We start from the raw sequence: 25,776 nt of genomic DNA, 5'->3' as shown, positions 1-25,776 counted from the left end.
GCTGCAGGCGGCCATGACGGATCACTCCACCACAAAGCGAAGCTTTGTGGTGTCCCGGCCCTTGCAGCGATCGTTTAGAAATGTCTCAAAGCGCTTGCGCAGATCGTCCGGCGTCGCTGGCGACCCACCTTGGAGCAAGGCCGCCTTGATATCGTCGCCCGTTACATTGATCTTCTCGAGATCCGACAGCGCTTCCTGAACCGCCGCCACGAATTCAGGAGTCACTATGTCTGGAAGCGTCTTCTTCTCTGCGAAGCCCGTCACGATCATTCGGGACGATGCCTTGAGAAGCTCGAAGTTCGACTGGATGATCGGGTCCTCGAGGTTCCCCACCAGCGTCTGAACCCAGTTCTCCAACAGCTTGTCGAGTTCCTCGTCGAGCTGCTTCAGCACATTGGCGGCGGGCAACAGATCGCCCTGCTCATTGGAAGGTCGGTACTGGCAGTGGGGACAGACCGGGCTGGCGGAGAGCTCCGATTCCATCAGCGCGGCGCAGCTCTTCAGCTTGTCCAGCTTGTCGTCGAAGCTCGTCAGTTGACTGGTCGGCATCAGCGAGATCCCGGCCAGCGCGCGCATTGCCACGAGCCGCGGATCCTTCCTCAGCGACGTCTTAGTCTTGTCCTCCGCGACACCCAAGCGGGCCTTGCTGTGCTGGGCAACGTAGGCATTGACGTAATCCTTCTTCAGCTGGGCCAGCGTCTGACGATACTCGGCGCCCTTCTGAGCGGTCCGGTCCTGCGCGAGTTTATCGAAGACCTCCCTCCGCGTGGCTTCCGCCCGCTTGGCCCATGGGTGTTCGGGCGAGAGCACCATTTCGGCTTGCGACAGGTAGCTCGCCGTGCCGCCGAGTTCGGCGACCATCTCCAGCATCCGCTCGACAGCGACGAGGGCCTCAAGGTTCTTTTTCTGCGCGTCGATTTCGTCCGAGCCGATGCGCAGATTCTTGAGCTTGCCCACCGTGTTGTAGGGCGACAGGCTCTCCGTGAAGGCCTTCAAGGCCTCCAAACGGCTGCGCCATTCCCGAATTTCATCCTCTCGAAGCAGCGGCTGCCCCCAGAAGCTGAGCCGGCCCTGCATATCCGTGGTGGCATGAAGCACCCGCCGGACCAGTCCGCCTACGGCTTCCATCAGCTGCTTGACGGGCTCTTCGGAGCCCTGTGTCGCCAGCTGCGCCAGCCCCGGGGAGAGCCCGAGCAATTCGAACAGCGAGCGCAGAACGGCGACGTTGATCTCCTTGGGCGCCTCGACGTGCTTGAACTGCCTCAGGTCATCCAGCGGCCGCTCGGAGAGCAGTGTGACCTTGCCGGAGTCGATCTTGTCGCCGGTGATCGCCAAGACGATGTCACCGGAATGGACGAGCCCGCCGAGCACTGTGACCAGCAGATCCGGCTCTAGGCGATATTTGAGAGGCGCGAAATGTTCGACGTCACTTGTCCCGCTCAGCAGTTCGCTGCGGTTGAGAACCTGGCCATGCCCCTTGCCCTTCAGACGGGATAGCACCTCCCGCGCGTAACGCGATCGCGTGGGATCCACGCGATCGCCATCCAACATCTCCAGGGCGTCTAGAATCCCAATGGCGTCCTTGGTCCGCGTGCCACCAGCCAACGACTTCAGCGCATTCGCCACGAGCTGCTTGCGGTTGGATTCCGTGACCAGCGCCGAGAATGTCGGATATTCGGGTGAGACCTCGGCGAACTGGTTGTTGAGCGCCAGGCCGGAGATGACGTTCACGACATCGCGGAAATTGATCCGGTCATCCGGCCCGAGCCGGGCCTTGTCGCGGAGCGAGACTCCCTTGGTCCATTCCTGCAGAGTCTTGGTCTTGCCCTGATAGGTGACCTCGTAAGCGGTCATCTGCTTCTCTTGCAGCCATTTTCTCATGTCACGCAGGGCGTCGTTCACCTTGTCGAGATAGGTGGACTTGGCGCCGCCGCTGGCAGTCGAAGCGAGATCCTGAGCGGCCGCATAGAAGGACAAGTGACGCTTGAAGGATTCGTCCAATCCCTTTAGCCTGAGGAACACTTCGTCAGGCTTGGTTTCGTCGCGGAACCGCGGCGGTTCGAATGGCTGGATGAAGTAGATGTAGAAATCCCGCTCGGGCTGAGCCGTTGGTCGGTCGTTCGGCGCGCCGAAGAAAAGATAGCCGTTGCGCTCGACGCGCCGGTCCTGCCACTCGATCTGATACTGCCAGATTTGATGGCCTGTGACGTAAGCAGTGTCGTCGGTACGCTCCATCAGCTGGCGGATCGCGCCGTAATAGGCACGGTCGAGGGCATCATCCGACAAGGCCTCCGCACGCTTTTCAATCTGGGCGTCGTAATCGACGTCCTTCTTCAGATCGAGATAGTACTGCTCGGTATCGGGCGTCTTCGAGATGAACTGGCCGTTCACGGTCTTGATCGTTTCGCGTAGCACTGTTTGCACGAGCGAGAGGAGATCGGTGGCCGGCTCACCACCCATATCCTCGATGCCCGGCTGATAGAGACACAACGTGTCGCGCAGCTCCTCGGCCGTCGGCCCGATCGGAACGTATATGTCGCCTCCCGTCGTGAGCCTATAGACGGAGAGGCCATTGACAATGCGTAGCGCCATCGGGCGGTACGAAGGACGCGTAAAGGCCTTCTGAACGCGCTCGGCCAAGATCTCTGATACCTTGAGAACCGGCCCGATGTTGGGGTCGGCGCGCAGCACTGAATTCGACATCACCGTGTCCCAGAACTTGTCATAGCCGATCAAGCCGGGCCGGTCGGTCGGCACCTCATCGTTGAGGATGGCCTGGATTTGGTCTCGCAGCGTCACCAGCGCGCCACGCTTCTCCGTGAAGATCAAGCGCTCGAATGTGCTGATATATTCTGGATGGACGGGGAACAACCTGACGTACTCGTCCATCCGTTCATTCATCGAGCCATAGAATTTGGCGAATGATGTGAGATGCGTCCGGATCTTGTTCTGTTGATCGGCCGACTTTTTGAGCAGTCTCTCGGCGACCACGAAGCTAACGTCCTGCCGCGCCAGCAGCACCTGGGCGAACCGCTCCTGAACGCGCCGCAGGCTGTCGGCGACGTGCTGGAAGCGGCTGCTATCGAAGATCGCCTCCTGAACACCGGCCACGAAACGGAATCGCAAATGCTTCGTCACTTCTCCGATTTCGCGCAGGAACGAAAGGTCCAGGATCAGATCATGATCCTTGCGGGACCGAAGATACTCGAGGAACTCATCGACGACGAGCAGCACGCCCTGGTTCGGATGGACATCGGCGAACGCAGCCATCATCTCCTCGAAGGCTGGCTTATTGCTGACAACCTTGTCGGCCGGGGGGAAGGAGAAGCTGACGCCCTGCCTTTCGAGAAAAAGCTCCAGCTGCTGCGTGATGATATCCCGTAACGACATCTGGCTGGAGATCTCGATCCGGTGGACTTTGAACTTTCCCGCGATAGCGTTGGCAGCTTCGGCTACCTTGGGATGGCGGATCATCGGCACGTAGGCGGCATCCTCCGCCACCAACGAAAGAACAGACATCAGGTGCGATTTACCTGTGCCGTAGTTGCCAACGATCAGAACACCTTTGTGGTCGACCGACTCGTCGAAGGAGAGCTGCGGGATGATCTGCTTGCCGATCCTCTCGGCCATGTCGTTGGAAATAACGTAGGTCGCGACGAGCTTCTTGGCCTCGTCCGGACGGTTGGCGTCCAGAAGCTGGATCACCGACTCAATCGGCTCAAACTGAATTAGATCGCTGTAACGCATCGAAAACTCGCCTTCCCCCATCAATTGGTCTTGAACGGGACCAGGCCATCGACGCCACAGTCCTGATATTCTGGATGCCCCCGCACCGCGTAGGTGAGCCGACTGCCGTTGAATTCGCCGGGCCAGACAGCCACGACCCGACGTACGTGCGCCTGTCGCTTCAACAGATCGAGCGGGTTGAGCTGCAGGGACCGATCGAACAGCAGCTCGATATTGTCGAGCAGGACGAGCCCATCTGCTGCGTGAGCAGCGGCTACGTCCTTAAACAGGCCACCCGCCTCAGCGTGCCGACGAGTCCCCGGAACCTCCAGCAACAGGTGGCCCAGCACCACTCCGACGTTGACCGCACCGACCTGCCGCTGCTTCGCCAAAGCATTCAGCAGTCTGGTCTTCCCAGATCGGGGCGGACCAATCACAATGATCAGCTTGCTGTTGAGGCTCGCGACATCGTCAACTCGCTGGTTCAAGGCTTCAAGCATCTATCCCTCGATCACCGATGAAGAGCCGTCAGCGGATAGAGCGCAGGGTAACGCACCAGCGTTTAGGAGCACGATTTGCTGGTCCTGTGGCCGACGCGCTGCCGGATCCGTGTCGAGTCCCAGCCGCTTCCGCGTGTAGTAAAGCAGCGCCTTTCGCACGGTGATCTTCGCCTTGCGGCCTCGCATCCCGTAGTCAAGCGCGATCACCTTTTGCTGAGTCTCCGACAGCTCCGGATGCGGGCCAATTTCGAGCGTGACCAGCTCGCACCAGTCGGCATCGTCTTCCGGCTTCACATCGCTCGGCCGCGTCCCGCGCGTCTCCATAATCCGCGAGAGCACGAAATCCTTGAACGCCTCATCGATCTCGCAGAAAGCGCGCACGTGCCACCGAAAGCCGTCGAATCCGATCGCATGCGGCGCAATCCAGCGCCATTGAGGCTCGGGCCGCGAGAGGGACTGGTATTTAACCTCAATCGCGTTCGACAACCGAATGGCCGCGATAACAGAACGCAGGGTCCCGGTCCTCACGCCCCGCGCCGGCGTGGGCGTCGCGTCATAGAGCGGAAACTGCCCGATCCACGCATGGGACTGGTCCAAAATTCCCTCGGCCACTGACCGAAGTTGGTTCAGATACGCGGCGGAGTCCGGCTTCAAAAAGCAGGGCTGGAATTGATCGCTCGCGATATAGCGTTTCGCGCTCTTGTCGTAGACGGCGTTGTGCTGGGCACGCTCTTGGTAGAGCGTTAGATCCTTCGATGCCTGTGGGACCGATACGTCGAACATGTTGACGATGTCGGCGCGATTGACGCCGCCATCCCAGAACAGCCGAAACTCGATAAATTCGAGCCGACGCTCAACGCCCCATTTCAGGCTCGCGCCCCCTTGCCCCACTCTGCCCCCTAACAAGCGCACTGCCCACGCGTATCTACGCGATCCATCGAGTTTCTATGCCCATCCCCTTTGGTGGGTCAAGATAGACAGTGAGAGTGTGGATCTGGTTTTCCGTGAAGGGTTAAGGATTGGGAGAGAAGGCTCCCGGCGCCCGTCATGGAGACCATGACCCCATGTTGAGATTCTGGACGCTGCTCGCGATCGTGCTGGCGGCTCCAAGGTGGCTACCCGCCCGACTTGGAGCAGAGGCAGTCCAAACTGTGCTGGCGCAGGGTGAGCTGATGTTGCGTGAGGTGGCGGGACATATCTGACATTGGCGCACCCGACAGGATTCGAACCTGTGACCTCTGCCTTCGGAGGGCAGCGCTCTATCCAGCTGAGCTACGGGTGCCTTCAGGATCGACGATCCGGAAAACGAACCAGCCGGTAAACCGGCCGGCCACGGCTTCTTAGCGGAAGCCGGCGTAGCCTTCAACGGGCAAGTGGGCGGCGGCAAGGCTGCGAACTCGGAATAACGCATTTTTCCGATCGCTCATTCCACGGAGGCCCGCGAACTGGAGCCTGCCATGACCCTCGAAAGTGCCAGAAGCAGGCCCGCAGGCCGGCAAACCTGCGGTTTTGTCGGACCTATGAAGATTGGCGCCGAAGCCTAAAATGAAAAACCCGCATCAGCGGGCGGGTCGTTGGCGCAATCAGCACTACGAATAAATTCCTAGCATAATTGCCGTCACCCGTCAAGTTGAAACCGCCGATCACCAGCTCGCCCCCGTCACTGCCAAACGCCACCCCTCACTGCTCCCCGGCATGCAGCAACCTTGTCGTCGTGTTCGACGCCGGCGACAGGTTGCGCTGGATCAGCGCCTCGACGTGGTCGTTGCGCTGGCGTGCGCTGTCGGCGCCCATCACCACGAGGATGAGCCGGCGGCCGTCGGCATCGTAGGAGGTGACGATGTTGAAGCCTGAGGCTCTGATATAGCCTGTCTTGATGCCGTTGACGCCGCGGACGCGGCCGAGCATGTCGTTGTGGCCGCGCACCACCCTGCCCCGGAACATGAAGTCGCTTTCGGAGAAATAGTGGAAATGCTGCGGGAAGCGGGCGCGCAGCGCCGTGCCGAGCACCGCCATGTCGCGCGCCGTCGTCAGCTGGCCGGCGTCCGGCAGGCCCGACGCGTTGCGGAAGACGGTGCTGCGCATGCCGATCTGGCGCGCTTTGGCTGTCATCATCGCGGCAAACGCCTGTTCGCTGCCGCCGAGATATTCGGCGACGGCGACCGCCACGTCATTGGCCGATTTGACGGTGATCGCCCGGATCGCCGATTCGACATCGATCGTCTCGCCGCGCCTGAAGCGCAGCTTGGTCGGCGGCTGCCTGGCGGCGTTGTCCGAGATGGGGATCAGCGTCGTCTTGCTGACGCGGCCCTGATCCAGCGCCTCGAACAGCAGGTAGAGCGTCATCATCTTGGTCAGCGACGCCGGATAGCGCGGCGCCGTCGAATTGGCCTCGAACAGCGTCTTGCCGGTGCTGCCATCGATGACAACAGCCGCATATTTCTGCGCCGGCGCCGGCACCGCCAGCATGGTCTCCGTCGGCGTCGTCGCGCAGCCGGCGACGAGCACCAGCAGCGCCAGCGCCGCGACAAATCTTTGGATGAACGGAAAGAGGCGCGGGTGGGACAAGGTGGATCTGTTCTGAAGGTAAGCTGTTGCTGAAACGAGTGGGAAACTAGCGTAACCCAATGGCGCCGTCTATTTCGTTAACACCGGTCTTCAGGGTAATCGCTTCAGGTTTGAATTCGCCCCCCGGGCGTTGGCGCTGCCCCTCACCTGCCTGCCGGCATCCTCTCCCCGTAGAACGGGGAGAGGGGCGCTATCATCAACGGTTTCGCCAATCACCGGCGTTTGCATGGCCGCCGGCGTTGCGGCCAGCCCCTTCTCCCCGTCACTATACGGGGAGAAGTGCCCGGCAGGGCGATGAGGGGCAACGCCGACGATCGACAATTGAGCTCCACATGGAGTTCCGGCCTGACATGAAATGCCCATCACCCAGCTTGCGCAACCGGCACCGAGCGGGTTTGCTGGCGCCGGCAGAATCAGCAGGTGCGCCATGGATACGCTCACGATCAAGGCAAAGGGCATTTCGGTAACGGTCGATCTCACCGTCGGCCATCTCGCCGACATGACGGTCGATATCGACGGGCGCCGGCTAAAACCGCTGCATCGCGCGCCGTGGATCGACGAGCCGCGCGAGACGCTGTCGCAAGACCTGCCCGAGGGCACCGTTCGCCTGTCCGGCGATTTTCTCTGCGCGCCGTTTTCGCGCAGCGATGTCGAGGAAGCACCCCTGCATGGCTGGCCGGCCAACAGCCGCTGGGATGTCGTCGCCTCCGAGGCGACTGCCGATGGCTGGCGGGCCGTTTTCAGGCTGCAGCACAAGGTTATGGGCGCCACGGTCGAGAAAATCCTGACCCTGCGCGACGATCATCCCTTTCTCTACCAGGAGCATGTCTTTTCCGGCGGTTCGGGCGCGATTTCCGTCGCCCATCATCCGATGACGGTGATGAAGGACGACGGCAAGCTCGCCTTTTCGCCGAAGCGGTTTGCGGCAACGCCGGACGACCCGCTCGAGCCCGATCCGGCCCGCGGCCGTTTCCGCTTCGCCTATCCCGCGCGCTCCGCCGACCTGACGCGTTTTCCCGCCGCAGATGGCGGCACGCTTGATTTGACTGACTATCGCATGGACCAGAGCCGAGAGGATTTTGTCACGCTGGTCGAGGCCGACCATGGCGGGCCCGGCTGGACCGCGCTGGCGCGAAAGGCGGAAGCCGATCTCGTTGTGGTGCTGAAGAACCCGGCCGAACTGCCGGTCACCATGCTGTGGATCAGCAATGGCGGGCGCGACTACGCGCCGTGGAGCGGCCGCCATCGCGGCGTGCTCGGCATCGAGGACGGCCGCACCGCGCTCGGCCATGCCGCGTCGCTGGGTGACAACTGGCTGAAGCGGGAAGGGGTGGCGACCGCCTTTGCCCTTGGCGAAGGCCGCAACGTCTCGTTCCGCCACGTCATCGGGGCACTGCCCTTATCTGGCGGCGAGCCGCCGCGCGACATCGCCACCGAACAGGGGCAAATGCGCCTCACGGCTGCCGACGGTTCGATGCGGGACGTACCTTTCGACGGCGATTTCCTGCGGATTGGCCGATCCGTGCCCGCCTGATTGGGCTGTGTCGTGGGCGGCGCTTCCGGTTGGAGTTAGCCCTCCTATTGCGAGCGTTGGCGCTGCCCCCTCACCCGGATTGCCAACCGAATTGCAAAGGGCAATTCGGGGCAATCCGACCTCTCCCCGAGGGGAGAGGAGATCGCCAGCGCCGACGCTTCTCTCTTCTCCCCAACGGGGAGAAGGTGGCCGCGAAGCGGCCGGATGAGGGGGCAGCGGCGTCGACCTCGACAATTGGTCGGTCTTCAACACAAGTAGCAAGAGATCACTACTGAAGCGACTACCCTGGGCAACGCCATTCCCGCGTTTGAAATTCCCGCGAACTATCGCCAAGATGCGATCCAAAACACCCAGCCAGAAAGGCTCCGATGTCCGAGACTGCTCATCTCGCCGCCACCATCTTCAAGCGCGCCGGCAAGGCGCGGCGCTTTGTCGTTGCCATCGCCGGTCCTCCGGGCGCCGGCAAGTCGACGCTTTCGGCCCGCCTGCATGAGCTGCTGCCGGAAGGGGCGGCCGAAATCGTGCCGATGGATGGCTTCCATTACGACGATGCCGTGCTCGAGCAGCGCGGCCTGCGCGCGCGAAAGGGCGCTCCGGAGACCTTTGACTTTGCCGGCTTCGAAACCTTGCTGAAGCGCATCCGCGCGGCCGAGCCCGACATCGCCATTCCGGTGTTCGACCGCAGCATGGAGCTCTCTCGCGCTGCCGCTTCGATCATCGCCGCCGACACCAAGTTCATCCTGGTCGAAGGCAATTACCTGCTGCTTGACGAGGAACCCTGGTCGCGGCTGGCGCCGCTGTTCGATTTCTCGATCTTCGTCGATGTGCCGCGCGCCGAGCTCGAGCGCCGGCTGTTGGAGCGATGGCATGAGCATGGCCGCTCCGACGAGGACGCCCGCGCCTGGATCGCCTACAACGACATGCCCAACATCGACCGCGTGCTTGCCCGCCGCCGCCCTGCCGATCTGGTGATCGGCGATCACGCCTGATTTGCAGGACAGCCCGCGCCTGGAACCTTAGGACTTTCCGGCCGTTATGGCAGATACGGCAATGATGCTGACATGAGGAAACTGTCCGATGGCAACTCCGATGGCAACCAAAGCAAGAAAGCCTGCGCCCGGCAAGGGCAGGGCAACTCGATCAAAGGCAACTGAATCCAAGACCGGCGCTGGCCCGGCGGTCGCCGCCCGCTCCAAGGATGCGACTAAGCGCACCTTTGGCAAGGCAGCACCGAAGAAGGTGATGCCCGCCGCAGCCAAGACCACGGCAAAACCGGCCAAACGCAGGAAATCGGCAAATGGCGGCTCGATGGCAGACAGCGCAATGCGCACCGTGAAGGCAACGGCCAATGTTGCGGCCGGCGCGGTTGTCGCCGCGGCCAAGAGCGCTAAGTCCCTTGCCGCTTCCGTCATGGGCAAAGGCAGCCATGGCCAAGGCCGGCGCTAGATCCAAAGCCAAGGCGAAATAGGCCGAGTTTCAGCGCTACGGTCGGTTTGATCAGCCGCGAGCGGGGATGGTGAGGCCCTTTTGCACCGCCGGGCGGGCAAGGCCGCGTTCCAGCCATGCCGCGACATTGCGAAAGTCGTCGAAGCCAACCAGCTCTCTTGCTTCGTAAAAACCAATCAAATTGCGCACCCAGCCCAGCATCGAGATATCGGCGATGGTGTAATCGTCGTCCATGATCCAGCTGCGGCCCTTCAGCCTCGTCTCGAGCACACCGATCAGCCGCCGCGATTCGTCGCGATAGCGCGCCAGCGGCCGCTTGTCGGCGATCTCGCGTCCGGCGAATTTGTGGAAGAAGCCGACCTGCCCGAACATCGGCCCGATCGAGGCCATCTGGAAGAACACCCACTGGATCGTTTCGTAACGCCGCACCGGGTCGGCCGGAACCAGCTTGCCGGTCTTGTCGGAGAGGTAGAGCAGGATGGCGCCGGATTCGAACAGCCCGATCGGCTTGCCGCCCGGGCCGTCCGGATCGATCATCGCCGGAATCTTGCCGTTGGGGTTCAGCGACAGGAATTCCGGCGTCCAGCTCTCGTTCTTGCCGATGTTCACCGCATGCGCCTCGTATAGCAGGCCGAGTTCCTCCAGCGCGATCGACACCTTCACCCCGTTCGGCGTCGGGTACGAATAGAGCTGGATGCGGTCGGGATGGCTGGCCGGCCAGCGCGTGGCGATCGGAAAGGCGGACAGGTCGGTCATCGAAACTCCTGGGCGGATTTTTTCGCGCGCAATCGCGCGGTCGTGGCGAGTGGCAACAAGTGTCGCCGTATCTGGATGATCCGGTTGCGGTCAGACCGCCTTGAACGCCAGCACCGCATTGGTGCCGCCGAAGGCGAAGCCATTGCTGATCGCCGCGCGCACCTTGCGCTCGCGCGCCACATTCGGCGTGATGTCGAGATCGCAATCGGCGTCGGTTTCGCGAAAATTGGCCGTCGGCGGCACGATGCCTTCGCGGATCGCCATAACGCAGGCGATCAGCTCCAGCGCGCCCGACGCGCCGAGGCAGTGGGCGTGCATCGATTTGGTCGAGGAGATCGAAAGCCTGTGGGCATGATCGCCGAAGACGCGCTTGATCGCCGCCGTCTCGATCTGGTCGTTGGCCTTGGTGCCGGTGCCATGCGCGTTGATATAATCGATGTCTTCCGGGTTGAGCCTGGCATCGACGAGGCAGAAGCGCATCGCCGCCTCCGGCCCTTCGATGGTCGGCGCGACGATGTCGGAGGCATCGCCGGAAAGGCCGGCGCCGGCAATTTCGGCAAGAATCGCAGCGCCGCGCGCCATGGCATGCTCGTAGGTTTCCAGCACAACCATGCCGGCGCCCTCACCGAGCACCAGGCCCTGGCGATCGGCCGAAAACGGCCGGCAGGTGTCGGGCGCCAGCACCCGCAGCGCCTCCCAGCCTTTCAGGATGCCCCAGACCAGCGGCGCATCGGTGCCGCCGGCGAGCATGACATCGGCGCGGCCGAGCCTGATCTGGTCGACCGCCGAGGCAATGGCGTGGTTGGACGAGGCGCAGGCCGAGGTGATGCCGAAGACCGGCCCGCGCAGGCCGAGATTCATGCTGACATGACCGGCCGCAGCGCCCGGCATCACTTTCGGCACGGTGAAGATGCCGGTGCGGTTCTTGCCTTCGAGCAGGATGGCGCGATAGCTCTCTTCGATCGCCTCCCAGCCGCAGACGCCGACGCCGACGATGGCGCCCATCCGGTAAGTGTTGGCCGCGTGCGGGTTCAGCCCGGCTTGTTGCGCGGCCTCCCGCGCGGCGATCGTCGCCAAAAGGCTGAAGCGGTCCATCGAGACGACCTGCTTGCGGTCGATGCCGTGATCGGGAAGCGTCCTGATTTCGCAGCCGACCCTGATTTTCAGGTCATGCAGCTCCGAATTGACGATCGGGCCGATGGCCGAGCGGCCGGCGCGCATCTCGCCCCAGATCGCGGGCACATTGGTGCCGAGCCCGCATATGCCGCCGATGCCGGTAATGACGACGCGCTTGTGCATTCAGTCAGGCTTTTTTCGCGATCAGCGCGCGAACCGCCTCGACCATGTCGCCGACGTTCTTCAGGTTGCTCCAGGCATCGACCGTGTTCATCTCGATCTCGATGCCATACTGTTCCTCGAGGTCGAAGATGATCTCCGTCAGTTCCAGCGAATGAATGCCAAGTGAGGTCAGTTCGGTGCTGGTGGTGATTTCATCACCACCGGGCTCGGCATGAGCCTTGATCTTCGCGATGATGTCCGTTGCCAGCTGGTCAGCCATTCGGTTCCTTCCCCAACCCTTGTCGTTTCTCGACGCCAACTGATCGGCGCCTCTTTTTCCCCAGGCTCAAATCGTCATCATCGCCTTTTATCCCGCCAGGCGCTGCGTGACCGTACCAAGACGGCTCCTCTATAGAAACCGAAACGTTGTCAAGCAACAAGCTATATGTCGACAAAGCCGGCTGAGTGCTTAAGTTGGCGCCGTGGATATCATCGAACGTGGCCTGACCTTTGTGCCGCCGGCCCAGCGCGTCGCCGGAACGGCGCAGCTCGGCTGTGACAGGAATGGCGGCCGCACGCGTCTTCGGCGGCTTTATCAGGATGGTTCCGCCAAGATCCGCATGCCGGCCGTCTCGGCCGATCCGCTCGAAGCCGTCCTGATCAACACCGCCGGCGGGCTGACCGGCGGCGACCGCCTCGGCTGGGAGGTCGATGTCGGCGCCGGCGCCTCCGCCACCATAACCACCCAGGCCTGCGAGAAGGTCTACCGCGCCGCGTCCGATCGTGCCGAGGTGCGGGTGAAGCTGACGGTCGGCGCCGGTGGCCGCATCGCCTGGCTGCCGCAGGAAACCATCGTCTTCGATCGATCGGCCTTTGCCCGCAGGCTCGACCTGGAGCTTGCCGCCGGTGCCGAGGCGCTGGTGCTCGAGGCGACCGTCTTCGGCCGCCTCGCCATGGGCGAACGCGCGGCGCATGGCAGCTTCCACGACCGCTGGCGCATCAGCCAGGACGGAGCGCTTGTTCATGCCGAGGATTTCCGCATCGGGCCCGGCATTGCGGCCATTCTGGGCCGTTCGGCCGTGGCCGGCGGCGCCATCGCCATGGCGACGGTGCTGATGATCTCGCCGCGGGTGGAGGCTTTGCTCGATCCGGCCCGGGACATCATCGGCGGCCAGGGCGACGCCAGCGTCTGGAGCGTGAAGAAATCTGGCAAGCTTCTTGCGAGGCTGTTTGCCGAGGACGGCTACCAGCTCCGCAAGCGGCTGGTTCCGCTCGTCGAATTGCTCAACACACGGGCGGGTCTGCCCAAATTATGGTCACTCTGATTCCGATTATGTCATTGCAATTTACGCTATCTTAGGGAAACGCATGAACCTGACGCCAAGGGAAAAGGACAAGCTGCTCATCGCCATGGCGGCGATTGTGGCGCGCAAGCGGCTCGAACGCGGCGTCAAGCTCAATCACCCGGAGGCGATCGCGCTGATCACCGATTTCGTCGTCGAGGGCGCCCGCGACGGCCGCCAGGTCGCCGAGCTGATGGAGGCCGGCGCCCATGTCGTCACCCGCGCGCAGGTGATGGAGGGCATCGCCGAGATGATCCACGACGTCCAGGTCGAGGCGACGTTTCCCGACGGCACCAAGCTGGTGACCGTGCATGAGCCGATAAGGTGAGGGCCGATAAGGTGAGGAGAGAAAAGATGCTTGAACTGCGCCCCAACTGCGAATGCTGCGACAAGGACCTGCCGCCTGAGGCGGCGGATGCGCTGATCTGCACCTTCGAGTGTACCTTCTGCGCCGAGTGCGTGGAACATGTGCTGGGCGGCGTTTGTCCAAACTGCGGCGGTGATTTCGCACCGCGCCCGATCCGCCCGGCAGCGATGCTGACGAAACATCCCGCCTCGACAAAGCGCGTCCGCAAGGCCGAAGGCTGCGGCCCGGCCCGCAACGCCGCGTGACGGCACGATCCTGACAACGAAAAGGCATACCGATGGTCCCCGCAACGATCAAACGCACGTCGCTCTCGGCGATCCTGCTTTTCGCCGCCGGCCTCGCCTTCGGCGTCTTGTGAGGCTGGCGATGATCCCGGGCGAAATCATCACGGCAGGCGGCGAGATCGAACTCAACAAGGGCCAGCCGACCGTCACCATGAAAGTGGCCAACAGCGGCGACCGGCCGATCCAGGTCGGCAGCCACTACCACTTCTTCGAGACCAATGAGGGGCTGAAATTCGATCGCGACATGGCGCGGGGCATGCGCCTCGACATCGCCGCCGGCACGGCGATGCGCTTCGAGCCCGGCCAGGAGCGCGACGTCACCTTAGTGCCGCTCGGCGGCAAGCGCGAGGTCTACGGGTTCCAGCAGAAGATCATGGGCGCGCTGTGAGATCCAAGGCGTCGAGCAGTTTCGGCTCAGCTGGGCGGCTTGGCCGCCGCGTAGATGACGACCCTTCCAGGATCGTCGAATTCCACGGCGAGAACGTCTTCGGTCAGCACGCGTCGAGAGTCGATGGCGTTGAACAGCAATGCGTTCGCCTCGATCTCCTGGCGCAGTTCCGCAATGTCGTCCTGATGCTGTTCGACCTTGCTTTCTATCGCCGGCGGCAGACCGCCTTCCGTGCGCGCGGCGTCGGTGAGGAACACGATATCGACTTTGTCGAGCTTGGATGTCTTGCGCACCGTGCCGATGTTTTCACGCGTCCGGTCGATCGCCGTGGCGACTTTGCCGGCTTCCACAGCCGTGTTGGTCTCTTCCTGGCCGACCTCCGAGCCGATGATCTTGTTGACCGTATCAGGGCCTTCAAGGCCCTGCGCATTCAGCGCCGCCTGGGGAATGCTCGCCGCGAGAAACGCAGTTGCGGCAATCAAATGCAGCCATCTGGTGTCGGGGAAGGTGGTGATCGCCATCGCTCGCTCTCAGAGCCTCTTTCGAGACTCGCTTCTACGCCAAAAAGTCGAAACGTATTCCGCCCTGCGAAGGTTCCCTCCCCGATGCGGCAGGCCGACCTTGTGCCGGCCCGCCACAGCGCATCGTCAGCTCGCTTTCTTGGTGATCAAGGTCAGCGAGCCGTTGGCGTCCATGCTGGCGGCGATCACTTGCGCCGAGGTGAGTCCTTTGGCTTCGAGCGCGGATTTGACCTGCGGGGTCGCGTCAATCGAGCTGCGCAATTTCTGCAGGCCGTCCTCGCCGCGCTTGGCGATCACTTCGTTGACCTTCGTCTGCGTTTCCTTGGGCAGTTCCTCGATGTCGACGACGTTGACGGTCTGAATCGCCGGAACTTCCGGCTGAGCCGGCTGAGCGCCGGGCGCCGCGGGGGCGGGCGAAGCCGGCGGCTCGCCGGGTTGCGGCGCCGGCTGTTGCTGGGCGCTGGCAGCGGTCGCGAGCAGGAGGGTGGCGGCGGCTGCGAGACTTATCGTTTTGCGCATGGATCTTCCTTTCCATCGATTGGCAGACGGTCGTTTTGGGGTGACCCGGCCACCTCAAACGTTAAATGGGATCGGAAGGTGTCGCTCAGCGGGTCATTGCGTGACCATAGGATGGCGACAATGTGGGGCCGGGCTTCGACCGGCTATGTTTTGGGCCGTATTTCGGGAGCAATTGCTGATGGCTAGAATCACCCGCGCCGCCTATGCGCAGATGTACGGCCCGACCGTCGGCGACAAGGTCAGGCTTGCCGATACCGAACTGTTCATCGAGGTCGAAAAGGATTTCACCCTTCATGGCGAAGAGGTGAAATTCGGCGGCGGCAAGGTCATCCGCGACGGCATGGGCCAAAGCCAGGTATCCCGCGCGCAAGGCGCGGTCGACACCGTCATCACCAATGCACTGGTCGTTGATGCGTCAGGCGGCATCTTCAAGGCCGATATCGGCCTCAAGGACGGACGCATCGCCGCGATCGGCAAGGCCGGCAATCCGGACATGCAAAACGGCGTCACCATCATCATCGGTCCCGGCACCGAGATCATCGCCGGCGAGGGCAAGATCCTCACCGCCGGCGGCTTTGACGCGCATATCCATTTCATCTGCCCGCAGCAGATCGAAGAAGCGCTGATGTCAGGCATCACCACCATGCTCGGCGGCGGCACCGGACCGGCGCATGGCACGCTGGCGACGACCTGCACGCCGGGGCCGTGGCATCTGGCGCGCATGATCCAGTCCTTCGACGCCTTCCCGATGAACATCGGCCTGTCGGGCAAGGGCAACGCGTCCTTGCCGGCCGCGCTTGAAGAGATGGTGCTGGGCGGTGCCTGCTCGCTTAAGTTGCACGAGGACTGGGGCACGACGCCCGCGGCAATCGACTGCTGCCTGTCGGTCGCCGACAACTACGACGTGCAGGTGATGATCCACACCGACACGCTGAACGAATCCGGCTTTGTCGAAAACACGGTGGCGGCGATCAAGGGCCGCACCATCCACGCCTTCCACACCGAAGGCGCCGGCGGCGGCCATGCGCCTGACATCATCAAGGTTTGCGGGCTGCCCAACGTCATCCCGTCCTCGACCAATCCGACCCGGCCCTACACCGTCAACACGCTGGCCGAGCATCTCGACATGCTGATGGTCTGCCATCATCTGTCGCCGTCGATTCCCGAAGACATCGCCTTTGCCGAAAGCCGCATCCGCAAGGAGACCATCGCCGCCGAAGACATTTTGCACGACATTGGCGCCTTCTCGATCATCTCGTCCGACAGTCAGGCGATGGGCCGCGTCGGCGAAGTCGCGATCCGCACCTGGCAGACCGCCGACAAGATGAAGCGCCAGCGCGGTTCGCTGCCGCAGGAGACCGGCGACAACGACAATTTCCGCGTCCGCCGCTACATCGCCAAATACACGATCAACCCGGCCATCGCGCATGGCCTGTCCAACGAGATCGGTTCGGTGGCGGTCGGCAAGCGCGCCGACCTGGTGCTGTGGAACCCGGCCTTCTTCGGCGTCAAGCCGGACATGGTGCTGATCGGCGGCATGATCGCCGCCGCCCCGATGGGCGATCCCAACGCCTCGATCCCGACGCCGCAGCCAATGCACTACCGGCCGATGTTCGGCGCCTATGGCAAGGCGATGACAAACTCGTCGGTAACCTTTGTCTCGAAAGCCGCGCTCGATGCCGGCCTGCGCGGCAGGCTCTCCGTCGACAAGCAGATGGTCGCCGTCGACAACACCCGCGGCGGCATCGGCAAGCATTCGATGGTGCTCAACGACGCCACCCCGCACGTCGAGGTCGACCCCGAAACCTACGAGGTCCGCGCCGACGGCGAATTGCTCACCTGCGAACCGGCCACGGTGCTTCCGATGGCGCAGAGGTATTTTTTGTTCTGACACCGACCATCGCCTTGGCGGCATCGTTGCCTCAGAGCGTTACGACGGTGCAGAACCTTTGAAGGCCGAGGGACAGCGCCCCCCTCTGTCCTGCCGGACATCTCCCCCACAAGGGGGGAGATCGGCAGCTTGGGCGCACCGCTCGCTTCTGCGACAGTGGCGGTTCGCGAAGGCGGTGGTGACGGCTGATCTCCCCCCAAGTGGGGGAGATGTCCGGCAGGACAGAGGGGGGCGCGAAGGATCACTACAGATCAGCATTTATCCTGCGGCTCTTCGACACGATTGTTTGAGCACCATTGGGGCGGCGGACGCGATAGGCTACGCTTGTTGGGAAAGGCAGTTTTTACATGAAGCTCGACATCCGCACCGATTTCACCAAATTCCCGCGTGCCGTCTCGGTGCTCGCCGCCGGCCAAGCGGGAGCGGTCACGCCCTATGATCGTGCCGTGCTTGCCCATGACGAGCGGCATCTGCGCCGCCGCGCCATCGAAACGGCCCGTAGCGATAGAGTGCTGGTTGACCTGCCCGAACCGGTGACCTTGAACGATGGCGACCGGCTGGTGCTGGAGGATGGCCGTCATATCGAGATCGTCGCGGCCGAGGAACCGCTCTACGATATCCGTGCCAGCGGCCCTGTCCATCTGTCCGAGCTTGCCTGGCATATCGGCAACCGGCATCTTGCCGCCGCCATCGAGGCTAACCGCATCCTCATCCTGCGCGATCACGTCATCAAGGCGATGCTTGAAGGGCTGGGTGCAACCGTGAGCGACGTTTCCGAACCGTTCGCACCGATGCGCGGCGCCTATTCAGGGCACAGTCACGGTCATACCCATGCCGAGGCGCATGCACACAGCCATGCTGAAGCGCATTCCCACGCCCATGGGGAGTCGCATTCCCACAGCCACTCGCACGACCATGACTGACCAGCCTTCCAACATCGCTCTGTTGCGGCTGATGGCGTGGCTGTCGCCTGCCTTCCCGGTCGGCGGTTTTTCCTACAGCCATGGTCTCGAACAAGCCGTGCATGCCGGGCTGGTCGCCGACAGCGAAAGCCTCGCCGCATGGCTGGAGACGCTGGTCGAGATGGGCTCGGGCTGGAACGATGCCGTGCTGTTTGCCGAAAGCTGGCGGCGCGCCCGCCAAGCCGGCGATCTCGCCGAAATCGCCGCACTCGCCGAGGCTTTGGCCGGCTCGCGCGAGCGCCATGCCGAGACCATGCTGCAGGGCGCCGCCTTCCTGAAGGCAGCATCGGCATGGCCGTGTCAGGTGCTGGACCGTCTGCCGGCCGAGTGCGCCTATTGCGTCGCCGTCGGCGCAACTGCCGGTGGCAATGGCATCGCGCTGCAGGACGCGCTGTCGGCCTTCCTGCAGAGCTTCTTCTCCAACCTCGTCCAGGCTGGGATCCGACTCGGCGTCGTCGGCCAGACCGGCGCCACCGCGCTGCTCGCCGGCTTCGAACCGCTGGCGCTCAGCGTCGCCGCCCGCGCTGCCGGCTCGACGCTGGATGATCTCGGCAGCTGCGCGTTCGTCTCGGATGTCATGGCGATGAAGCACGAGACGCAATATTCGCGGCTGTTCCGCTCATGATCGTCCTCGCTTTCGCCCTCTCGCTAGTCCTGCTGCTGATCACCGCGCTGCATGTCTATTGGGGTATTGGCGGGATCTGGCCGGGCAGGGACGCTGCCTCCTGCGCCCGCGCGGTGGTCGGCTTCCTCGGCGTCGACGAGATGCCGGCGCCCTTCGCCAGCTTCGCCGTCGCCGCCTGCCTCGGCCTGGCGACGCTGTGGCCGATGGCGCTCGAAGGCGTGTTTGCCACGCCCTTTCCCAAGGCCGGGCTCGCCGCGACAGCGCTGCTCATCGCACTGGTCTTCCTGGGGCGCGGCATTGCCGGTTTCACGCCCTGGTGGCGCCGGCTGGCGCCCGAACAGCCTTTCGCGCGGCTCGATGTCAGCTATTATTCGCCGCTCTGCCTGGTTATAGGGCTCGGCTTTGCAGTGCTAGCCATCACGGAGTTCCCTAGATGACACAAGCCAACGGTCCTCTTCGCATCGGCATCGGCGGCCCCGTCGGCTCCGGCAAGACGACGCTCACCGAAAAACTCTGCAAGGCGCTGCGCGACGAGTTTTCGATCGCCGTCGTCACCAACGACATCTACACCAAGGAAGACGCCATGATGCTGGCCCGGCTTCAGGCGCTGCCCGAGGATCGCATCATCGGCGTCGAGACCGGCGGCTGCCCGCACACCGCCATCCGCGAGGACGCCTCGATCAATCTGCAGGCGATCGCCGAGATGACCAAAAAATTTCCCGATCTCGACATCGTCTTCATCGAATCCGGCGGCGACAATCTTGCCGCCACGTTTTCCCCCGACCTCGCTGATCTGACGCTCTACGTCATCTCGGTCTGCCAGGGCGAGGAAATCCCGCGCAAGGGTGGGCCGGCGATCACCCGGTCCGATTTCCTGGTCATCAACAAGAGCGATCTCGCTCCCTATGTGAACGTCAATCTCGACGTCATGGAGAGCGACGCCGCCCGCATGCGCGGCAAGCGGCCGTTCGGCTTCACCGACCTGTCGCGCGGCAGGGGTCTGCAGGAGGTGATCGATTTCATCGTCGAGCATGGCGGGCTACGCGTCGACGCCGCCAGAAGCACTGCGGCGTAAGGCAAAGCGCTCGTCTGCACCAAACGAAACCGGTTGCGCGCATCTGCGGCGCGCGGCATCCTTGTTTCTTTCACGGAGGTTTTCGATGAGCATCGCCCGCCTGCAGAAGGAAATGCTGACCAACCTGCCCTTCTACGAGGAGCGCGTCGATCTGGCTTGCGCCTTCCGCTGGACGGCGCGGCTCAACATGCATGAGGCGGTGGCCAATCATTTTTCGCTGGCCGTCAACGATGACGGCTCGCAATTCCTGATGAATCCCAACCAGGTGCATTTCTCACGCATCAAGGCGAGCGACCTGCTGCTGATCGACGCCAACGATCCCGATACGCTCTCCGGCCCGAATGCGCCCGACCCGACGGCATGGGGCCTGCATGGCGCCATCCACCGCAATGTGCGTCATGCGCGCTGCGTCATGCATGTGCACTCGATCCACGCCACGGTGCTCGCTTCGCTCGCCGACTCGACGCTGCCGCCGATCGACCAGAACTCGGCGATCTTCTTCAACCGCCACGTCGTCGACGGCCACTATGGCGGGCTCGCCTTCGAGGAAGAGGGCGAACGCTGCTCGCAACTGCTTGCCGATCCGAAGGTCAAGGTGATGGTCATGGGCAACCATGGCGTGCTGGTCATCGGCGATACCGTTGCCGACACCTTCAACCGCATGTTCTATTTCGAACGCGCCGCCGAGACCTACATCAAGGCGCTGTGGACCGGCCGACCGCTGCGGGTCCTGTCGGACGAAATCGCCGAGAAGGCAGCAACGGAGCAGGAAGATTATCCCGGCCAAGCCGAGCGGCACCTTTCCGAATTGAAGGCGATCCTCGACGAGCAGGAGCCGGTTTACCGGAACTGAGAGCCCCTTCTCCCCGTAAAGTGACCAGCGCAATCGCATTTGGATTCTTGCGAAGATGGACCCCCACCCTAACCCTCCCCACAAGGGGGAGGGAACGCTGCCGCGCGCCCTTACTTCCCCTTTGGCGCCGAAAGGCAGGCAATTTGCCGAGGTCAGCGCCAGCGGAAGTCTCCCTCCCCCTTGTGGGGAGGGGTTAGGGGTGGGGGTACATCGTAGAGCGAAAGCCTCGGCTCTCCACCTGCGATAGCCCTGCCGTAGTGACGGGGAGAAGGGCGCTCTCGTCGCCGGTTTCGCCAATCATCGGCGTTGCAGGATGCGCGTCTAGGTTGCGGCCACTCCACTTGCCAAGCTTAAAGCCCCAGCTCAGCCCGCAATTCGTCGGCGCTGTTGATAATGAGCGCGCCGGGCGGCCCTTCCATGGGCGCCTCCGGCCAGAAGATCGTCCTCATCCCCGCCGCCAGCCCTGCCGTGGCGCCGGTCACGCTGTCGTCGACGGCCACGGCATCGGCCGGATCGACACCGGCCAGCCATGCCGCGCGCAGGAAGGGCTCGGCGTGCGGCTTGCCTTCGCGCACGTCGTTGCGGCTGATCGTCTTCATGCCGGGATAGAAAAGACCGACCATGCGCAGATTGGCGTCGACGACCAGCCGGTCGGAATTGGACACCACCGCTTGCGCCACGCCAAGCGCGCGCAGTTCTTTATAGATCTCGATCGCGCCGGGGCGCGGCTTCAGCGTCTCGGCCATCGGCAGATAGTGGTCGTATTTGCGCACGATCCAGTCGTCGAAGGGTAGGTCGAGGCCGAACTCGTCGCGCAGCATTTCGTAGACCGGCCATGCGGCAATGCCGAGCACCCGCTCATGCAGGTTGGTTGGCGCCGCGATGCCGACGCTGTGCAGCGCCGCTATCAGCGCCGCCTCGTGCAATGGCTCGCTGTCGACCAGCGTGCCGTCCATGTCCCAGAAAACCGCTTTCGGCGTCATGCGAGGCTCCTTTGTCCGAATCCCTTAAAGGGTTTGCGTCGGGAGATAAACCGCCGCGCCGACATTGCCGGAGTTCATGAATTGCCGGACTTCAAAAATTGCTTGGCTACGATCATCCACTGGAAACACCACAGGCACATCGAGTACCTGCTAAGCAATTGCTCTGGCGGTAGGCAATTGCGCACACGCGCGTTTCGCCGTAAAAGTAAGGCGCTCCCGCCTCGATGCTCGGGGGCAGGGAGGCAGCAAGTTGAATTCCCGGCAGGACAGCGGCAGCAACAGGCTGGACGACGCGGCGCGCGCCGGCTGGCTCTATTATGTCGCCGGCAACACGCAGGACCAGATCGCCTCGAGCCTGGGCATTTCGCGGCAGACAGCGCAGCGGCTGGTATCGCTGGCGGTGTCGGAGGGGCTGATCAAGGTGCGTGTCGACCACCCGATCGCCAATTGCCTCGACCTCGCGGCACGGCTGAAATCGCGGTTCGCGCTCGATCTGGTCGAGGTGGTGCCGAGCGATCCCGCTTCCTCCTCCAACATCGGCGTCGCCGTGGCGGCGGCTGCCGAGATCGAGCGGCGGCTGCGCTCGCCGACGCCGATCGTCATGGCGATCGGCACCGGCCGCACGCTGAAGGCGGCGATCGAGCAGCTGCCGCCGATGGAATGCCCGCAGCACAAAATTGTGTCGCTGACCGGCAACATCTCGCCCGACGGTTCGGCCGCCTTCTACAACGTCATCTTCACCATGGCCGACAGGGTCAAGGCGCGGTCCTTCCCAATGCCGCTGCCGGTCATCGCCTCCTCGCCGGCGGAGCGCGAGATGCTGCTCAGCCAGCCGATGATCCAACCGACGCTGGCGCTTGCCGCGGAAGCCGACGTCACCTTCGTCGGCATCGGCGATCTCGGCCCCAAGGCGCCGCTTTACGAGGACGGCTTCATTTCGGAGAGTGAATTGAAAGCGCTGCAAAAGGCAGGCGGCGTCGCCGAGATCGTCGGCTGGGTGTTCGATCGCGAAGGCCGGATGATCGAGGGCATCACCAATGACAGGGTGTCGTCGGCATCGTTGCCGTCGCGTGAAAAATCGCTGGTGATCGCGCTCGCCATGGGCGAGCGGAAGCTGCCGGGCATCCTTGCGGCTGTCAATCGGCGGCTGGTCAACGGCCTCATCACCGACGAACGGACCGCCGCCGCCTTGCTGGCCACCAGCTGATTTGCGATAAGTCCAGCAAGGCTATTTGCGCCGGCCACAAGGATCGTTGCCGTCAAGAAAACCCATGTCGCGCTGTAGATGCGGCGGCAATTCCCTGATGTCGAGATAGGCCCGAGTCCTGGGTCCGTGCCGTGCCAATCCGCGCGCCAGCCGCAAAAACCAGCCTCGGCCTGGCGTCAGAAATAGCTTTTCCTGTACCGTGGTCATGATCGTCAGCCTTCGTTATGCCTGGCGCATGACCCGAAAATCGATATCGATTTTCGGAAAGGATCATGCGCAAAATCAAAAGTGCTACAGCGTCCTTTGCGCGTCCAAAAGGACGCGCGGCGCTGTAGACGAGAGTGATCGTCGACCTCAAATATCGGCTGGATCGGGCCTTGCTGCCAATCAAACGTCGATCACGGCCCATAAGGAGGGCTTATGCCTGAACTCAAGTCACGGCAGGTCTCCCAGCTCCCGCCGCTTCAGGCGATCCGGGTGTTCGAGGCGGTGGCGCGGCATCTTTCCTTCACCAAGGCCGCCGGCGAGCTCGGCATGACGCAGGCGGCGGCGAGCTATCAGATCAAGCTTCTGGAGGAGCGCGTCGGGGCGCCTTTGTTCCTGCGCCGGCCAAGGCAGATCGTGTTGACCGAGGCGGGGCAACGCATGGCGCCTGCGGTCAGCGAGGCATTCGCCCTGTTGGGTGGAGCCTATGCCGCGGCGCGCAGCGGCGCCGATGGGGTGCTCTGCGTCTCGACGCTGCTGACCTTTGCCTCGAACTGGCTGGCGCAGCATCTCGGCTCGTTCCAGGTCGCGCATCCATCGCTGGCCGTGCGTCTCGATACATCGAACCGCCTCGTCGATTTCGCCCGCGAGGACATCGACATCGCCATCCGTTCGGGCGGCGGAAACTGGCCGGGCGTGGAGGTGCACAAGCTTTTCAATGCGGACTTCACGCCGATGCTGAGCCCGAAACTCGCGGCGACCATCGGCGGGGTGAAGGAGCCTGCCGATCTGTTGCGCCTGCCGATCCTCGACCCCGGCGACATCTGGTGGCGGGACTGGTTTATTGCCGCCGGCCTGCCGGTCGAGGAACTCGCCAAGCGCCCCGGCACCAGCATGGGGGCGCAGGCCTACGAGGCGAACGCCGCGATTGCCGGGCAGGGCGTGGCGATCGTGACGGCCGCTCTCTTCAAGGCCGAGCTTGCCGATGGCCGCCTGATCCAGCCTTTCGATCTGGTCGGCGACGACGGCCACGCCTATTGGCTGGTCTATCCCCAGGCGCGGCGCAACGTGCCGAAGATCCGCGCTTTTCGCGAATGGATCCTGGCCGAGATTGCCGGCCAATAGGTCGTTCCACGCGGATGCCGAGATCCATCGCAACCGTCTTCAAAATACCCCCGAACGCGTCTGGAACCGGATGCCGCACGAGGCTGCGTGCTGCGCTGCAGCAACGAATCCGGCTTGACATAAACCACGCGAGGTGAGTAATTGCTCATAGCCAAGGCAAATGCTCAGCTTGGTCTATGGGAGGAATTTGATGAAACTTCGCACGCTCACCCTGGGTCTGTTGTCGGCCAGCACCCTCGCGTTCGCCGCGCATGCCGAATCCATCACCATCGCCACCGTCAACAATGGCGATATGGTCCGCATGCAGACGCTGACCGACGACTTCACCGCCAAGAACCCCGACATCCAGCTCCAGTGGGTCACGCTCGAGGAGAACGTGCTGCGCGAGCGCGTCACCACCGACATCGCCACCAAAGGCGGCCAGTACGACGTGATGACCATCGGCACCTACGAGGTTCCGATCTGGGCCAAGCAGAGCTGGTTGCTGCCGCTCGACAAGCTCGGCGACGACTATGACGTCAAGGACATCATCCCGGCCATCGCCAACGGCCTCTCGGTCGATGGCAAGCTTTATGCGGCACCGTTCTACGGCGAAAGCTCCTTCGTCATGTACCGCAAGGACCTGATGGAGAAGGCCGGGCTGACGATGCCCGACGCGCCGACCTGGGACTTCATCAAGCAGGCCGCCGAGAAGATGACCGATCGCGCCAATGGCGTGAACGGCGTCTGCCTGCGCGGCAAGGCCGGCTGGGGCGAGAACATGGCTTTCCTGACCGCCATGTCGAACTCCTTCGGCGCACGCTGGTTCGATGAGAACTGGAAGCCGCAGTTCGATCAGCCCGAGTGGAAGAACACGCTGCAGTTCTATGTCGACCTGATGAAGGCCAATGGCCCCGAGGGCGCATCTTCGAACGGCTTCAATGAAAACCTGGCGCTGTTCCAGCAGGGCAAGTGCGGCATGTGGATCGACGCCACCGTCGCTGCCTCCTTCGTCTCAGACCCGAAGAGCTCAACTGTCGCCGACAAGGTCGGCTATGCGCTGGCGCCCGACAATGGCTTGGGCAAGCGCGGCAACTGGCTGTGGGCCTGGTCGCTGGCCATTCCCGCCGGCACGCAGAAGGCTGACGCGGCTCAGAAGTTCGTGTCCTGGGCAACCAGCAAGGACTATCTCGAGCTCGTCGCCTCGAAGGAAGGCTGGGCCAATGTTCCGCCCGGAACGCGCACCTCGCTCTACGCCAACCCCGAATACCAGAAGGCCGCCCCGTTCGCCAAGATGACGCTGGACTCGATCAACGCCGCCGATCCGACGCATCCGACCGTCAAGCCGGTGCCTTATGTCGGTGTCCAGTTCGTCGCCATCCCTGAGTTCCAGGGCCTTGGCACCACCGTCGGCCAGCTGTTTTCAGCGGCGCTCGCCGGCCAGACCAGTGTCGACGACGCCTTGAAGCAGGCCCAGGACGCTTCCACCGCGACGATGACCGAGGGCGGTTATATCCAGTAGGCTCCTCCCGGTGCCGAAAGCCGGTTGCCCATCATGGCCGGCAGGGGCCGCCCGAATCCCAGTTCGGGCGGCCACCTTCAAGCTCTGAAAACTTGGCAAACTCTGAAAATTTGGCTGACC

26 protein-coding genes and 1 tRNA gene are annotated in these 25,776 nt (G+C 63.2%); 15 read left to right on the top strand and 12 right to left on the bottom strand.

Annotated elements, in window-relative coordinates; genetic code table 11:
• Positions 1-21 precede the first annotated feature (21 nt).
• The 5 genes from AC0NIE_RS03650 to AC0NIE_RS03630 all read right to left on the bottom strand — a co-directional run bounded on the left by AC0NIE_RS03650 (position 22) and on the right by AC0NIE_RS03630 (position 6,794).
• On the bottom strand, positions 22-3,747 hold the full coding sequence (locus AC0NIE_RS03650; protein WP_473489413.1) for a DUF6079 family protein: 3,726 nt from the start codon (positions 3,745-3,747) through the stop codon (positions 22-24).
• A gap of 20 nt (positions 3,748-3,767) precedes the next feature.
• Positions 3,768-4,226, bottom strand: a complete 459-nt coding sequence (gene brxF, locus AC0NIE_RS03645) for a BREX-3 system P-loop-containing protein BrxF (RefSeq protein ID WP_473489414.1) — start codon at positions 4,224-4,226, stop codon at positions 3,768-3,770.
• Positions 4,227-5,117 carry a BrxR family helix-turn-helix transcriptional regulator gene (locus AC0NIE_RS03640; RefSeq protein WP_473489415.1) on the bottom strand — a complete coding sequence of 297 codons (891 nt, stop codon included), beginning with the start codon at positions 5,115-5,117 and terminating at the stop codon, positions 4,227-4,229. It lies immediately after the preceding gene.
• 314 nt (positions 5,118-5,431) lie between these two features.
• Positions 5,432-5,508, bottom strand: a tRNA-Arg gene (locus AC0NIE_RS03635).
• A 398-nt stretch (positions 5,509-5,906) separates the two neighbouring features.
• Positions 5,907-6,794, bottom strand: a complete 888-nt coding sequence (locus tag AC0NIE_RS03630) for a D-alanyl-D-alanine carboxypeptidase family protein (RefSeq protein ID WP_473489416.1) — start codon at positions 6,792-6,794, stop codon at positions 5,907-5,909.
• Between the two features lie 427 nt (positions 6,795-7,221).
• On the opposite strand from AC0NIE_RS03630, the gene AC0NIE_RS03625 reads away from it, so the two are divergent.
• Positions 7,222-8,328, top strand: a complete 1,107-nt coding sequence (locus AC0NIE_RS03625; protein ID WP_473489417.1) for a hypothetical protein — start codon at positions 7,222-7,224, stop codon at positions 8,326-8,328.
• Positions 8,329-8,696: 368 nt separating this feature from the next.
• On the top strand, positions 8,697-9,317 hold the full coding sequence (locus AC0NIE_RS03620) for a nucleoside triphosphate hydrolase (protein WP_473489418.1): 621 nt from the start codon (positions 8,697-8,699) through the stop codon (positions 9,315-9,317).
• A 27-nt stretch (positions 9,318-9,344) separates the two neighbouring features.
• On the opposite strand, the gene AC0NIE_RS03615 is transcribed toward AC0NIE_RS03620, so the two are convergent.
• The 4 genes from AC0NIE_RS03615 to AC0NIE_RS03600 all read right to left on the bottom strand — a co-directional run bounded on the left by AC0NIE_RS03615 (position 9,345) and on the right by AC0NIE_RS03600 (position 12,088).
• Entirely contained in the window at positions 9,345-9,710 is a 366-nt protein-coding gene (locus AC0NIE_RS03615; protein ID WP_473489419.1) for a hypothetical protein, read from the bottom strand.
• Between the two features lie 115 nt (positions 9,711-9,825).
• Positions 9,826-10,530, bottom strand: a complete 705-nt coding sequence (locus tag AC0NIE_RS03610) for a glutathione S-transferase family protein (protein WP_473489420.1) — start codon at positions 10,528-10,530, stop codon at positions 9,826-9,828.
• Positions 10,531-10,620: 90 nt separating this feature from the next.
• Complete coding sequence (locus AC0NIE_RS03605; RefSeq protein ID WP_473489421.1) at positions 10,621-11,829, bottom strand: beta-ketoacyl-[acyl-carrier-protein] synthase family protein; 1,209 nt, start codon at positions 11,827-11,829, stop codon at positions 10,621-10,623.
• A 4-nt stretch (positions 11,830-11,833) separates the two neighbouring features.
• Positions 11,834-12,088, bottom strand: a complete 255-nt coding sequence (locus AC0NIE_RS03600) for an acyl carrier protein (protein ID WP_292183389.1) — start codon at positions 12,086-12,088, stop codon at positions 11,834-11,836.
• 202 nt (positions 12,089-12,290) lie between these two features.
• On the opposite strand from AC0NIE_RS03600, the gene AC0NIE_RS03595 reads away from it, so the two are divergent.
• The 4 genes from AC0NIE_RS03595 (at position 12,291) to AC0NIE_RS03580 (ending at position 14,190) form a co-directional block, all read left to right on the top strand.
• Positions 12,291-13,133, top strand: a complete 843-nt coding sequence (locus tag AC0NIE_RS03595; protein WP_473489422.1) for an urease accessory protein UreD — start codon at positions 12,291-12,293, stop codon at positions 13,131-13,133.
• 43 nt (positions 13,134-13,176) lie between these two features.
• On the top strand, positions 13,177-13,479 hold the full coding sequence (locus tag AC0NIE_RS03590; RefSeq protein WP_023801505.1) for an urease subunit gamma: 303 nt from the start codon (positions 13,177-13,179) through the stop codon (positions 13,477-13,479).
• Positions 13,480-13,505: 26 nt separating this feature from the next.
• Positions 13,506-13,763 (top strand): DUF1272 domain-containing protein, encoded by a 258-nt coding sequence (locus tag AC0NIE_RS03585; protein ID WP_473489423.1) that lies wholly within the window; start codon positions 13,506-13,508, stop codon positions 13,761-13,763.
• A 121-nt stretch (positions 13,764-13,884) separates the two neighbouring features.
• On the top strand, positions 13,885-14,190 hold the full coding sequence (locus tag AC0NIE_RS03580; RefSeq protein ID WP_473489424.1) for an urease subunit beta: 306 nt from the start codon (positions 13,885-13,887) through the stop codon (positions 14,188-14,190).
• A 26-nt stretch (positions 14,191-14,216) separates the two neighbouring features.
• On the opposite strand, the gene AC0NIE_RS03575 is transcribed toward AC0NIE_RS03580, so the two are convergent.
• Both AC0NIE_RS03575 and AC0NIE_RS03570 read right to left on the bottom strand, forming a co-directional pair.
• Entirely contained in the window at positions 14,217-14,711 is a 495-nt protein-coding gene (locus AC0NIE_RS03575; RefSeq protein ID WP_473489425.1) for a hypothetical protein, read from the bottom strand.
• Between the two features lie 126 nt (positions 14,712-14,837).
• On the bottom strand, positions 14,838-15,230 hold the full coding sequence (locus AC0NIE_RS03570) for a hypothetical protein (protein ID WP_473489426.1): 393 nt from the start codon (positions 15,228-15,230) through the stop codon (positions 14,838-14,840).
• Positions 15,231-15,408: 178 nt separating this feature from the next.
• On the opposite strand from AC0NIE_RS03570, the gene ureC reads away from it, so the two are divergent.
• The 6 genes from ureC to AC0NIE_RS03540 all read left to right on the top strand — a co-directional run bounded on the left by ureC (position 15,409) and on the right by AC0NIE_RS03540 (position 20,636).
• The gene (gene ureC, locus AC0NIE_RS03565) at positions 15,409-17,121 is read left to right on the top strand and encodes an urease subunit alpha (RefSeq protein WP_473489427.1); all 1,713 of its coding nucleotides are present in this window, start codon (positions 15,409-15,411) and stop codon (positions 17,119-17,121) included.
• Between the two features lie 347 nt (positions 17,122-17,468).
• The gene (locus tag AC0NIE_RS03560; protein ID WP_473489428.1) at positions 17,469-18,044 is read left to right on the top strand and encodes an urease accessory protein UreE; all 576 of its coding nucleotides are present in this window, start codon (positions 17,469-17,471) and stop codon (positions 18,042-18,044) included.
• Positions 18,037-18,708, top strand: a complete 672-nt coding sequence (locus AC0NIE_RS03555; protein WP_473489429.1) for an urease accessory protein UreF — start codon at positions 18,037-18,039, stop codon at positions 18,706-18,708. Before AC0NIE_RS03560 ends, AC0NIE_RS03555 begins: the two co-directional genes overlap by 8 nt.
• The gene (locus AC0NIE_RS03550) at positions 18,705-19,145 is read left to right on the top strand and encodes a DUF3995 domain-containing protein (protein ID WP_473489430.1); all 441 of its coding nucleotides are present in this window, start codon (positions 18,705-18,707) and stop codon (positions 19,143-19,145) included. Before AC0NIE_RS03555 ends, AC0NIE_RS03550 begins: the two co-directional genes overlap by 4 nt.
• Positions 19,142-19,783: an urease accessory protein UreG gene (gene ureG / locus AC0NIE_RS03545; RefSeq protein ID WP_473489431.1), complete on the top strand. Its 642-nt coding sequence runs from the start codon at positions 19,142-19,144 to the stop codon at positions 19,781-19,783. The genes AC0NIE_RS03550 and ureG overlap by 4 nt, the downstream gene beginning before the upstream one ends.
• Positions 19,784-19,868: 85 nt before the next feature.
• Entirely contained in the window at positions 19,869-20,636 is a 768-nt protein-coding gene (locus AC0NIE_RS03540) for a class II aldolase and adducin N-terminal domain-containing protein (RefSeq protein ID WP_123146120.1), read from the top strand.
• A 350-nt stretch (positions 20,637-20,986) separates the two neighbouring features.
• Here the strand turns inward: AC0NIE_RS03540 and AC0NIE_RS03535 are convergent, their stop codons facing one another.
• Positions 20,987-21,619, bottom strand: a complete 633-nt coding sequence (locus AC0NIE_RS03535) for an HAD family hydrolase (RefSeq protein WP_473488383.1) — start codon at positions 21,617-21,619, stop codon at positions 20,987-20,989.
• Positions 21,620-21,869: 250 nt separating this feature from the next.
• Between AC0NIE_RS03535 and AC0NIE_RS03530 the strand changes: the two genes are divergently transcribed.
• From AC0NIE_RS03530 to AC0NIE_RS03520, 3 genes are all read left to right on the top strand, one after another.
• A complete protein-coding gene (locus AC0NIE_RS03530; RefSeq protein ID WP_473488384.1) occupies positions 21,870-22,826 on the top strand; it encodes a sugar-binding transcriptional regulator in 957 nt (318 codons plus the stop codon).
• A 420-nt stretch (positions 22,827-23,246) separates the two neighbouring features.
• Positions 23,247-24,155, top strand: coding sequence for a transcriptional regulator GcvA (gene gcvA / locus AC0NIE_RS03525; RefSeq protein ID WP_473488385.1), 909 nt, complete (start codon positions 23,247-23,249; stop codon positions 24,153-24,155).
• 190 nt (positions 24,156-24,345) lie between these two features.
• Positions 24,346-25,656, top strand: a complete 1,311-nt coding sequence (locus AC0NIE_RS03520; RefSeq protein WP_473488386.1) for an ABC transporter substrate-binding protein — start codon at positions 24,346-24,348, stop codon at positions 25,654-25,656.
• Positions 25,657-25,776: the final 120 nt, after the last annotated feature.

It is taken from the genome of Mesorhizobium sp. WSM4842, assembly GCF_055901575.1.
This window is presented reverse-complemented; position numbering and strand designations above follow the sequence as displayed.